Below are 11,418 nucleotides of genomic sequence, written 5' to 3' on the forward strand. Positions count from 1 at the left end.
AGCGCGTTCTCGCAAGGGTCTAGCTGGCGTCGTGCACGAGGATCGCGGCCTGGACGCGGTTCGTCAGGTTGAGCTTCGCGAGCGACCGGCTCACATGAGCCTTCACGGTCGCCTCGCTCATCGTCAGCTCGCGCCCGATCTCGGCGTTCGACAGCCCGCGGGCGACCGCGCGGATCACCTCGTACTCCCGTTCGGTCAGCTCCGCCAGCCGCTTCCGGGCCACGTCGGCCCGGGCCGGCTCGCGCAGGGCGAACGACGAGATCAGCCGCCGCGTCACGGTCGGCGCGAGCATCGCGTTCCCCGCGTACACGGTCCGCACGGCGTCCGCGAGGTCCTTCGGCGGCGTGTCCTTGAGCAGGAAGCCCACCGCCCCGGCCCGCAGCGCCTCGTGCACGTACTCGTCCAGGTCGAACGTCGTCAGCATGATCACCTTCGGCGGCGACTCCGACGACCGCAGCTCCGCGGCGGCGGCCAGGCCGTCCATCCCCGGCATGCGGACGTCCATCAGCACCACGTCCGGCCGATGCCGTGCGACCGCCGCGATCCCGTCCGCGCCGTCCTTCGCCTCGGCGACCACCACGATGTCGCCGGTCGCCTCCAGGATCATCCGCAGCCCCGATCGGACCAGCGACTCGTCGTCGACGACCAGCACGCGGATCATGCGGGATCTCCTACCGGTTGGTCGGCGGCCACGGCAGCTGGGAGCGTCGCGCGGACGACGAACCCACCGTCGGCTCGGGGCTCCGACGACAGCGTTCCGCCGACGAGATGAACGCGTTCGGCCAACCCCACAAGGCCAAAGCCGCTCGCCGGCATCGGCGTCGCCCCGCCGGTCGACGCTTCGTTCTCGACGACGACCTCGAGCTGTTCGGGCCTGTACGTCAGCAGCACCGATGCGCGCACCGCGCCGGCGTGCTTGTGTACGTTGGTGAGTGCCTCCTGGATCACCCGGTACGCGGTTCGTTCGACGGTCACCGGCAAGGCCCGTACGTCGCCGACCTCCGTACGGCGCACGTCGATGCCGACCGCACGGGACTGCTCCAGCAGCCGGTCGAGGTCGTCAAGCACGGGTTGCGGGGCGAGCGTCTTGTCCGCGATCGGGTCCTGGGAGCGCAGCACGCCCAACACCGTACGCAGATCCGCGAGTGCCTCGCGCCCGGTCGTGCGGATGAGGTCGGCTGTCTCCGCGGTCTGTGGATCCTTCGCACTCACCTCGAGCGCGCCGGCGTGCAGCACGATCAGCGACACGCGATGCGCGACGACGTCGTGCATCTCGCGGGCGATGCGGCCCCGTTCCTCGGTCCGCGCCCGGTCCGAACGGGCGGCCTGCTCGCGCTCGGCTCGTTCGGCCCGTTCGCGGAGCGACAGCAGGAGCTGGCGGCGGGCGTTCACCCAGAGGCCGACGACGAGCGGCAGCCCGACGTAGACGAGCAGCGCGATGACCGCGTTCGGGAGGTAGGCCATGTACTCGCGGTAGCCGCCGATCGCGAAGCTCACCACCGCGGCGATCGCCGACGCCACGCCGGTCGCTGCGACGTAGAGGCCGAGCTCGAGGCGGCGGCGGAACGTGGACCCGACGTAGTACGACGCGATGGCCATGGCGGGCCAGAGCAGGAAGACGATCCAACCGAGCGCGGCGACGACGAACAGCGGCCAGAGCCGGCGACGCGCGAACAGCACAGGCACGCCGCACACGATCCCGATCAGGCCACTCACCACGGCGTGCAGCTCGATGCCCTGGTCACTCATGTTCTCCAGCAACCCGACCGAGGCGAGCACGACCGCGCCCGCGGCGATGACCGGGGCGGCGCGGTCGAACCAGCGGTTCGTCCACTCCAGTACGCGACCACCGACGGGCGGCGCGCTCTGCAGGTCCATGCCGCGAGCGTAAGTGGGGACTCCCCTGATGTGCCAACTCGAAGGTTCAGGGTCGTTTGCAACTAAAGTTTCAGCTCGCGGAGACGTTAGGGCGACGTCAGCTCTGCTCTCGAGCGGAACGCTGAGGGCATGACCGACGCCATCCTCGCCTTCGTGCACGACGCCATGGCCTCGCCGTGGATCTACGCCGTGATCCTCGGGCTCGCGCTGCTCGACGCGTTCTTTCCCGTGGTGCCGAGCGAGACCGTGGTCGTGACCGCCGGCGTGTTCGCGGCGTCCTCGGGCGAGCCGATGCTGTGGCTGGTCGTTCTGGCGGCGGCCGCGGGGGCGTTCCTCGGTGACCACATCTCGTACTGGATCGGCCGGTCGGCGGGGCATCGGCTGCTGAGCCGGTTCAAGCCGGGGACGAAACGGCGAGCTGTGTACGATTGGGCGACCACCGCCTTGGAGGAACGCGGGGGACTGGTGCTCGTCGTGGCGCGGTACATCCCGGGCGGGCGGACGGCCGTGACGCTGACGATGGGCTCGACGGCGTACCCGGTGCGGCGGTTCGCGTTCTTCGACGCGATCGCGGCGGTGTCGTGGGGGTTGTACGGGGCGTTGATCGGCTACGTGGGCGGGATGGCGTTCGAGAACGACCCGATCAAGGGGGTAATCCTCGGGGTCGGCCTCGCAGTGGGCGTGACCGTGGTGGTCGAGGTGGTGCGGCACGTGCTGAAGAAGCGGAAGGCCCGCGTTCCTGTGGCGCCGGAGGCCGAGGCTGTGCCGGAGCCGGCGGGGACTCAGCGGTAGCGGACCCGCAGCAGCCGTTGCCTGCGCTGCCTCGTGCTCGTGCGTTCCTCGAGCGCCTCCTCGACGATCTCGGCTTGTAGTTGCTTGACGTACTCGCTGGCGGACATCTCGGGCTCCGTTCTGGTCGTCGTAGGTGGTAGACCTGTCGAGGCAGCAGAACTCATCGGTGGTGGTTGGTGTCGACGTACGTCCTCGTGCACGGTGCCTCGCACGGCGCCTGGTGCTGGTCCCTCGTCTCACCGTTCCTGGAGGCGCGCGGGCACGCGGTGGTGACGATGGACCTGCCGATCGAGGACCCGTCGGCGGGTCGCACGGAGTACGCGGCGGCGGTGGTCGCGGCGGTCGGCTCCCGGTCGGACGTGGTGCTCGTGGTGCACTCGCTGGGGGTCGTGGTGGTCCCGGAGGTGTGCGCGCGGGTGCCGGTCTCGTCGGTTGTCCTGCTCGCCGCGATGGTGATGGCTCCTGGTCAGACGGGGTTCGAACTGCTCGCCGAGGCTGCTGCCGAACGGGAGGACGCGGGGGACGAGGTGGACTACTTCTACGAGGACGTCCCCGCCGACCTTGCCGCCGCTGCTCGCGCCCGCTGGCGGAACCAGACGGCGCGAGCGCTGCAGGAACCCTGGCCAGCTCATGCCTGGCCCGCGGTCCGGACCAGCTACCTCCTCTGCCGCGACGACCGCCTGTTGCCAGCACCGTGGGTCCGCCGGGTGGTGGCCGAGCGCCTCGGTCTCGTGCCCGAGGAGCTGGACGGCAGCCACTCGCCGTTCCTCAGCCGGCCCGAGGCACTGGTCGAGCGGCTCGAACGCCTCTAACTGCCGGTTTACGTTCCTGGTGCGTATCCCCGGCATCTGTTTGGATGGTCGCCGACCCATCCGAGAAATGGATCACCTAGACGGGGGAGCGGCAATGCAACGTGCCTGGAAGCGGGCTGTGCTGGGAACCACGGTGGCGATCGCCGCCCTGATGGCACCCATGGTCGCCACCTCCTCGGCCGCGCCAGCGGCTACCACCGCGGTGGCGTACACGCCGAAGGCCGGCCCGATCGGCCAGCACCCCACCGCCACCGGGGCGCAGTCGAGCCCGATCCGCCGCGCCATCCTCGACAACATCGCTAACACCCCGCGTTCGCAGACGATTCGCGTGGTGACCTGGAACCTCGACGACCAGGGGATCACCGCCGCGCTGATCAGGGCGCACCAGCGTGGGGTGCATGTGCAGGTTCTGGTGTGGGACCGCAACTGCAGCAGCGCGACGGCCGCTCTGCGTAGGGCTGTGGGGGCCGCTGGTGACGCGAGCTTCTTCAAGTGCATCAAGCACTCCGCCCGGGGGCCGGAGGGTAAGGGTCAGCTGCACCAGAAGTCGTTCACGTTCTCCCGGACGGGTACCGCGAACCACGTTTCGGTCGTCACGTCGTACAACCCGACGGATCACGCGAACAAGAACCAGTACAACGTCGCTTTCCAGTTCGTGAGCAACCAGACCATGCACGACGACCTGAAGGCGCTGTTCCAACAGCAGCAGGCCGATCGCCCCCGCCCGGCCCGGTGCCAGACCGCCGCGCCCAACGACGGCAGGCTCTTCCAGCACTTCTTCACCAACTTCGGCGTGATGGCGTACCCGCTGGACTGCATCGCCGAGGACCCCCTGCTCACCCGGCTGCGGACGATCCCGAACCCCGGCCAGTCCGTGATCCGGGTGGCAACCTCGGGCTTCACCAACGAGCGGGCCCGGCGGATCGCGGAGGAACTCGTGCGGCTGCGTCGGGCTGGCGCCTCGGTGAAGGTCATGCACACCGCCGGTGCGGGACCAGTCGTTCGGGGCATCCTCGACCGCGGCGGGGTCTCGCGGCTGGACACCCAAACCTGCGGCGGCGCGCCGGCGAACGACGTCAGCTTCAACCACTCGAAGATGCTGCTGGTGAGCCTCGTGTCGGGTGGGACACGGGGTTATCGCAGCTGGCTGGGGTCGGACAACATGGCCGACAGCTCGATCCACTCCGACGAGCTGATGGTCCAGGTCACCCAACCGGCGCACTACCAGGCGCTCACGGAGTTCTTCGAGTTCACCTGGAAGCGCGAAGCCGCCCAGTGCTGAGCCGCCTCTGGCTCCGCTGTCGATCTGGCGCACTTGTTGGACGGATCTCGGGCTAGAAGCCGAGATCCGTCCAACAAGTCGCGAGTCTCCGCATGCCGGTTGCTAAGCGGGGACTGTCCCCGATAAGCTCTGTGGCCATGTCTGACCTGGTCGAGGACCGACTCGCGATCATCGAGCTGATCAACCTGCACGGCCATCTGTTCGACAACGGGGAGCTCGAGCGGTTGGACGAGCTCTTCACCGACGACGTCCGCTACGACGTCACCCACCTCGGCGGCGGCGTCCTCGTAGGCATCGAGGCCATCCGCGCGGCGGCCACGCAGCTCGGCGACGCCAATCCCGTCGCCCATCACGTCACCAACGTCGTCGTCACCGACCAAACCACCGACACCGCCCACGTCAGGTCCAAAGGCCTCGCCGTCATGACCAACGGCACCACGGCCAGTGCCACCTACGAGGACCATGTCGTCCGTACAGAAGCAGGCTGGCGCCTCGCCCACCGCACCGTCAGACCACGCACCAAGCCGCTCCACCCCTAGCCGGGCCAATGATCATGTAAACCTGATCATTGGCCGCTTTACGTGGGGTGGACGCCAGGTAGAGGGGCCACTGGCCGGGTACGGCGGCCACGACGCAGCGCGATGGCCGCGTCAGGCGAGAGTTGAGAGACACGGCCTGGCCCACTGGTCTAGCCCGATTCCTGCCATCGCCTTGTCCTCCCGCGCCCCCAACCCCGTCAATGAGAGCGCCATGCCGGCGTACGGGAGGGTGAGGCCACCATGCGACTACGACGACTGCGGAGACCACCGGCCATCGCGGCCACGCTCGCACTGCTCGCGACGTTCCTGTTGATCTCCAGCGCATCAGCCCCGGCGGCGCCCGCGGCGGCGCGCGTCACGAGTGTCTGGACGGCGTCGTCGTACGAGAACGTCTTCAAGGACACGCTCCCCACGCCAGACGCCAGCTCAGCCATCAACCTCACAGCCGCGAGGAACGAGTACGAGGCCGCGCAGATCGTGCTCAGAAAAGACCAGCGGTTCACGATCGACAAGGTCGCGCTCACCAACCTCACCAGCGGCGCCAACACCATCAGCGCCGCCAACCTCACGGCCCAGTTCGTCGAGTACGAGCACCTCAAGGCCAACTCCACCTTCGGCCAGCGCGACCCCGTCAAGGACCTCGTCCGGAAGGCCCCCGGCGACTTCCCCGACGCGCTCTCCAACGAGCAAACCATCGAGGTCCCGGCACGCACCACCCAGCCGATCTGGATCCGCGCGTACGTCCCCAAGGACACCAAGCCCGGCATCTACACAGGCACCGCAACAGTCCAGACCAGCCAGGGCAACCACCCAGTGCCCATCAAGCTCGACGTCCAGAACGTCACCATCCCCGACGCCAAGGACAGCACGTTCACCACGAACTTCTGGCAGATCCTCTACGGCGCACTCTCCTGGGACGAAGGCGCCGGCGACACGCTGGAGCTCTTCTACGAGCATGAGCGGCTCAGCCCGGAGTGGTGGGAGCTGATCACCAACATCGCCAAGAACAACAAGCAACATCGCCTGAACACCGTTCCCCTGAACGTCGTCCAGCTTCTCATCGGCGGCGGCACCACGATGAACGAAGACGGCAAGTACGCGTTCGACTGGACGCTGTTCGACAAGCTCGCTCAGACGTTCATCGACCAGGGCGCCATCAAGCGGCTCGAAGGCTTCTGGATGCACGGCAAGGCCTACTACCGCGACTACTGGCAGATCGAGATCGTCGACAAGGACGCGAACGGTAAGTACGTCAGGGGATGGGAACGCGTCGAGTCCGCCAAGGCGAAGAACTTCGTGGACCAGTTCGTCCCCGCCCTCAAGACCCACCTGGAGCAGAAGGGCTGGGCCGACAAGTGGTGGATGCATGTCGGTGACGAGCCGAACGGTGCCGCTGACGTCGCGTCGTACAAGAAGGTCGCGAGCATGATCCGCGAGCACTGGACCGACGTCCGGCTGTCCGACGCGACGTTCAACCAGGGCTCGGTCGAGGAGCTCGAGCCGATCCAGTCGTTCCTCATCCCGAACGAGTGGAACCTCGACGACCACCAGCAGTACTACAAGGACAAGATCAAAGCAGGCAAGGAAGTCTGGCTCTACAACTGCAACATCCCGACCAAGATGTACCTCAACCGCTTCATCGACCAGCCGGTCTACCACCAGCGCCTGACGATGTGGTACGCCTACTCGCTCGGCGTTACGGGCTACCTGCACTGGGCGTTGAACAACTGGCAGTACCCGATGGACCAGCAAGAAGTCCGAGGCGACGGCTGGATCACCAAGCCAGACAAGAAGAACAACACGATCAAGTCCACGATCAGGCTGGAGTCGCTGCGCGACGGACTCGAGGAACGCGAGCTGCTCGAGCAGGTAGGCAAGCTGCATCCCGACCTGGCCCAGGGGATCGTCGCCAACCTCGTGCAACGCGCCAACCGCTACTCCGGCGACACCGCCCTGATGGAACGGACCCGCGAACAGCTCGTCCGCGCCGCCGCCGGCAAGCCGGTCTTCGCGGAAGACCTGGCCAGGACCAAGCCGACCACAGCCTCGTCCGAAGAAGGCCGCTTCGAGGCGAAGAACGCCGTCGACGGCAACCCGAGGACGAGCTGGCGCTCCGCCCGCGCGGACTCCGGAGCCCAATGGCTCCAGGTCGATCTCGGCAAGCAAACCCAGGTTGACGGGGTCAGGCTCGCCTGGGGCCCGACGTACGCCAAGGGCTACCACATCCAGCTCTCCTACGACGGCACCACCTGGACCGACGCCTTCACCACGACCACCGGCAACGGTGGTGAGGACTTCGTCGGGCTCAATGCCAAAGCCCGCTTCATAAAACTCAAGGCGACTGCGAGCAGCGTGCCCACCGCGGGCTACACGCTCGCAGACCTGGAGGTCGGCGGCTACGCGCTCGACCGCGAGAACCTCGCCGCGGGCCGCCCGTACACCAAGTCCGACGCCCCGGCAGCCGACCACGGCGACAGCGGTGGACGGGAGTCGACCGACGGGATCCTCGCCGGGCACTACAGCGACGCCCGCGGGTACGGCTATCACCTCAAGCCCGGCGACGACAAGACCGTGGACGTCACCGTCGACCTCGGCGCGGCGAAGCAGGTCGGCAACGTGAAGATCCACCGCTACGAGGACTACGAGCAGACCTACTCACCGGACAAGGTGCGCGTGTTCACCAGCAAGGACGGCACCACGTTCGTCCCGAAGGGCACCTTCGCGGCGGCCAACGGGCCGAACGGGCTGTGGTACGACGTGACGTTCCCCGACACGGCGGCGCGGTACGTCAAGGTGAGCTACCAGAAGAAGTACGCCGACGGTGCGGACGCCCTGTTCCTCGACGAGATCGAGGCGTACGGACCGCGTACGGCCGGCCTGGTGAACTTCGCCGAGGGACGGCAGTACACGAAGTCCGCCGAGCCGGACGACCCATACTTCGCCGACGCCGGCATCCGCGAGTCGACCGACGGTGTGATCGCCGGTCCGTTCACCGACGAGTACGGTTACGCCTTCTACGCCGGCAACAACGAGACGCGCAACGTGTCGTTGACACTCGACCTCAAGGGTCTGAAGGCGCTCGACCTGGTGCAGCTGAAAGCGTACGACGACGGCTTCCACCAGTACTCGCCGGACAGTGTCCGCGTCTACACGAAGGCCGACGGCGGCGACTTCGAGCTCCAAGGCGAGGCCGCGTGGCCGATCGGTTCGTGGTTCGACATCCCGCTCACCGACGTCAAGGCGCGCTACGTGCGGCTCGATCTGTCCAAGGCAGACGGGCGATTCGCCGACTATCTGTTCCTGGACGAGGTCGCGATCTTCGGCGACCCGGCCCAGTCGACGTCCGACCTCGCGGCCGGCCGCGCGTACACAGCGACCACGAAGTGGCTCGACCCGTCGTACCCGGACAGTGGCGGCGAGTCGACCGACGGCGTGCTGGCCGGGCACTACTCCGACGGCAAGTCGTGGGCGTACGTCGCCAAGCCGGACGAGACGATCGACGCGGAGATCTCGTTCGACCTGGGCCAGGCCCGCACGGTGAGCCTGGTCAACTTCCGTGAGTACTTCGACGGCGAGCACAAGTACGCGCCGGACAAGGTCGTCGTGTCCACGAGCACCGACGGCACGAACTGGACCGAGAAGGGCTCGGTGACGAAGGCGTCCGACCGGTGGTTGTCGGTCGGGTTCACCGAGTCGCCGGCAAGGTACGTGAAGGTGCGTGCGACCAAGACCTACGGGTACTTCGCCGAGTACATCTTCGTTGACGAGATCGAGATCTACGGCCGTTAGAACGAGACGGACTCGGTGCCTGCCTCGTTGAGGCGCCGCAGCAGCTCGGGTTCCAGGTGCAGCTCGACGCCCGCCAGTTGGGCGTCGAGCTGCTCGACCGTCCGAGCCGCGCTGACCGGGATCACGACGGGGTCGGACTGCAGCATCCAGGCGACGATCACCGCGTACGGGTTGGTACCGAGCTCGTCCGCTACCTCGAGCAGCGTCCGCATCCGCGCGGCGTTCGTGGGGTGGTCGTAGTCGAGCGGGAACGTGCGGTCGCCGTTCCAGGTATACGCGCCGTTCATCACGGGCTTGTAGCCGAGCAGCGCGAGGTCGGTCTCGACGCGGGCGTAGTCCTGCAGCTCGGGCGTGATCGTGTCGATCTGCGCCTTGTCGGGCCGCGGCCACAGGTACGTGTGCATCTGCTGGATGCAGCTGTAGCGGGGGAGCCCGAGCGAACGCGCGTGCGCACGAGCCCGTTCCAACCGCCAGAGCGCGGTGTTGCTGCAGCCGATGACGCCGACCTTGCCCTCCTGGACCAGCGCCGCCATCGTTTCCACGGTCTCCTCGAGCGGGACCGCGCGGTCGTCGATGTGGGCGTAGTACAGGTCGATCCGCTCGACGCCGAGCCGGCGCAGGTTGCCCTCGACGCTCTGCCGAATCGCCTTACCAGCAAGGCCGGCCCAGACCTCCAGGTCGCTCGGGCGGTTCGGATCGGTGGTGAGCGCGCCGTTCTTGGTGGCGATCACGATCTCGTCGCGGTTGCCGCGTGCCTTCAGCCAGCGGCCGATGGTCTCCTCGCTTTCGCCGCCTCGCGCGCCGGGATGCCACTGGTTGTAGCTGTCGGCGGTGTCGACGAAGGTGCCGCCGGCCTCGGCGAACCGGTCGAGCAGCGCGAACGAGTCCTGCTCGTTCCAGCCGGTGCCGAACGGGATCGTGCCGAGGCTGAACGCGGAGACGGAGAGCTTTCCGTACTCGTCGCCGATGGTGAGCTGTCGCATGCCTTCGAAGCTAGCCAGCGAGGAACCAAGAGAACGGTCCACTCGGCGGCAGCGTCACCGGACCAATCGCAGCAGGCGCCGGCCTCGACGGGACAGGGAGAAGTCGAACGCCTTGTACAGCAGGCGGTTCAGTGGCAGATCCCATTCGCCGAGGTACTCCACGGCCTCGCCGCCGGTGCCGACCTTGAACTGGATCAGGCCGAGGTGCGGGTCGTTCTCGTCGACGGTGTCGGTGATGCCGCGCAGGTTGTAGACCGTGCAGCCGGCGGCCAGCGCGTCGGTGATCATCCGCCACTGCACGGCGTTGGAGCCGCGAACGTCCCGCTTGGCCGTGGTGGACGCGCCGAAGCTGTACCAAGCGTGGTCCCCGACGCGGACCCAGGTGGTGGCGGCGACGAGGTCGCCTTCGTGGTGGGCGAGGTAGAGCCGGATCCGATCCTTGTCCTCGGCCAGCAGCACCTCGATCATCAGCTGGAAGTAGCTCAGTGGCCGCGGCGTGAAGCCATCACGCGCCGCGGTCTCGAGGTAGATCCGATGGAAGTCGGGCAGGTCCTCGACCCCGCCCTCGGTCACGACGACGCCCGCCTTGGCGGCCTTCTTGAGGTTGCGCCGCCAGAGCTGGTTCATACCTCGCAGGAGCTGAGCCTCGTCCTTGCCGGCCAACGGAAGCTGGAAGATCCAACGCGGCTGCCCGACGGAGAATCCGCCGTCGTCGTCGTTCCGCGGCCGCCAACCCAGCCGGAGGAGCTGGGCGCCAGCCCGGTGGGCGGCGTCGTTCTGGGAGTCCGGCGGTACGTCGCTGAGCCTGCTGATCGTCGGGTCGGCGATCGCAGCCTTGATCGTCGGAGCGCTCCAGGTGCGGGTCACCGCCAGCCCACCGATCCGTACGGCGAACGCACCCGCGCTCCGAAGGTGTCGCACCAGCGGGTCGAGCCAGCTGGCCAGGTCGTCCGAGGCCCAGTCGATCGACGGCCCTTCGGGCAGGTACGCCAGCGACCGATTCGTCCTGGGCAGCCGGCGATACAGCACCAGGCCCGCGCCGACCAGCCGATCGTGGTCGTCGAACCAGCCCAGCGACTCCGAGCCCCACTCGGTCTTCACCCCGGCCCAGGCCGGGGTCTGCAGGAAGCTCACCGACGGTCGGGTCGCGTTGAACGCGACGTGCTCGCTGGTCGTGATGGCCCGTACGCGAGAGACCACAGTCGCGACTACCCGTCCCCGGCGATCAACACACACATGCGCCCGAGACTACGAACCGGCACCTATCGTCGGCATATCGAAAACCGGATACACCCCGGCAACACCGCAAAGTCTTGACTGCGTCGCATGGCCCACAGCGATCC

The 11,418-nt window shown here is 67.7% G+C and carries 9 protein-coding genes; 5 read left to right on the top strand and 4 right to left on the bottom strand.

Features of this window, described 5'->3' with window-relative positions; translation table 11 throughout:
* Nucleotides 1-19: 19 nt before the first annotated feature.
* Nucleotides 20-661 carry a response regulator gene (locus JOD67_RS23305; protein ID WP_205119824.1) on the bottom strand — a complete coding sequence of 214 codons (642 nt, stop codon included), beginning with the start codon at nt 659-661 and terminating at the stop codon, nt 20-22.
* On the bottom strand, nt 658-1,878 hold the full coding sequence (locus JOD67_RS23310; protein ID WP_205119825.1) for a sensor histidine kinase: 1,221 nt from the start codon (nt 1,876-1,878) through the stop codon (nt 658-660). Before JOD67_RS23310 ends, JOD67_RS23305 begins: the two co-directional genes overlap by 4 nt.
* A 129-nt stretch (nt 1,879-2,007) precedes the next feature.
* On the opposite strand from JOD67_RS23310, the gene JOD67_RS23315 reads away from it, so the two are divergent.
* From JOD67_RS23315 to JOD67_RS23335, 5 genes are all read left to right on the top strand, one after another.
* Nucleotides 2,008-2,670 (top strand): DedA family protein, encoded by a 663-nt coding sequence (locus tag JOD67_RS23315; protein ID WP_205119826.1) that lies wholly within the window; start codon nt 2,008-2,010, stop codon nt 2,668-2,670.
* A 176-nt stretch (nt 2,671-2,846) separates the two neighbouring features.
* Nucleotides 2,847-3,482, top strand: a complete 636-nt coding sequence (locus JOD67_RS23320) for an alpha/beta hydrolase (protein ID WP_205119827.1) — start codon at nt 2,847-2,849, stop codon at nt 3,480-3,482.
* Nucleotides 3,483-3,576: 94 nt separating this feature from the next.
* Entirely contained in the window at nt 3,577-4,764 is a 1,188-nt protein-coding gene (locus JOD67_RS23325) for a phospholipase D-like domain-containing protein (RefSeq protein WP_205119828.1), read from the top strand.
* A gap of 137 nt (nt 4,765-4,901) precedes the next feature.
* On the top strand, nt 4,902-5,303 hold the full coding sequence (locus tag JOD67_RS23330) for a nuclear transport factor 2 family protein (RefSeq protein ID WP_205119829.1): 402 nt from the start codon (nt 4,902-4,904) through the stop codon (nt 5,301-5,303).
* A 240-nt stretch (nt 5,304-5,543) separates the two neighbouring features.
* A complete protein-coding gene (locus tag JOD67_RS23335) occupies nt 5,544-9,092 on the top strand; it encodes a discoidin domain-containing protein (protein WP_205119830.1) in 3,549 nt (1,182 codons plus the stop codon).
* Here the strand turns inward: JOD67_RS23335 and JOD67_RS23340 are convergent.
* Together JOD67_RS23340 and JOD67_RS23345 are read right to left on the bottom strand one after the other, a co-directional pair.
* Nucleotides 9,089-10,075, bottom strand: a complete 987-nt coding sequence (locus JOD67_RS23340) for an aldo/keto reductase (RefSeq protein ID WP_205119831.1) — start codon at nt 10,073-10,075, stop codon at nt 9,089-9,091. The genes JOD67_RS23335 and JOD67_RS23340 overlap by 4 nt on opposite strands.
* 54 nt (nt 10,076-10,129) lie before the next feature.
* On the bottom strand, nt 10,130-11,275 hold the full coding sequence (locus JOD67_RS23345) for a lipid II:glycine glycyltransferase FemX (RefSeq protein WP_205119832.1): 1,146 nt from the start codon (nt 11,273-11,275) through the stop codon (nt 10,130-10,132).
* Nucleotides 11,276-11,418: the final 143 nt, after the last annotated feature.

This window comes from Tenggerimyces flavus, assembly GCF_016907715.1.
GTDB lineage: Bacteria > Actinomycetota > Actinomycetes > Propionibacteriales > Actinopolymorphaceae > Tenggerimyces > Tenggerimyces flavus.

Coding starts and splice junctions, on each gene's coding strand:
- JOD67_RS23335 (WP_205119830.1), top strand. CDS start 5,544: ATGCGACTACGACGACTGCGGAGACCACCGGCCATCGCGGCCACGCTC.
- JOD67_RS23330 (WP_205119829.1), top strand. CDS start 4,902: ATGTCTGACCTGGTCGAGGACCGACTCGCGATCATCGAGCTGATCAAC.
- JOD67_RS23310 (WP_205119825.1), bottom strand. CDS start 1,878: ATGGACCTGCAGAGCGCGCCGCCCGTCGGTGGTCGCGTACTGGAGTGG.
- JOD67_RS23305 (WP_205119824.1), bottom strand. CDS start 661: ATGATCCGCGTGCTGGTCGTCGACGACGAGTCGCTGGTCCGATCGGGG.
- JOD67_RS23325 (WP_205119828.1), top strand. CDS start 3,577: ATGCAACGTGCCTGGAAGCGGGCTGTGCTGGGAACCACGGTGGCGATC.
- JOD67_RS23315 (WP_205119826.1), top strand. CDS start 2,008: ATGACCGACGCCATCCTCGCCTTCGTGCACGACGCCATGGCCTCGCCG.
- JOD67_RS23340 (WP_205119831.1), bottom strand. CDS start 10,075: ATGCGACAGCTCACCATCGGCGACGAGTACGGAAAGCTCTCCGTCTCC.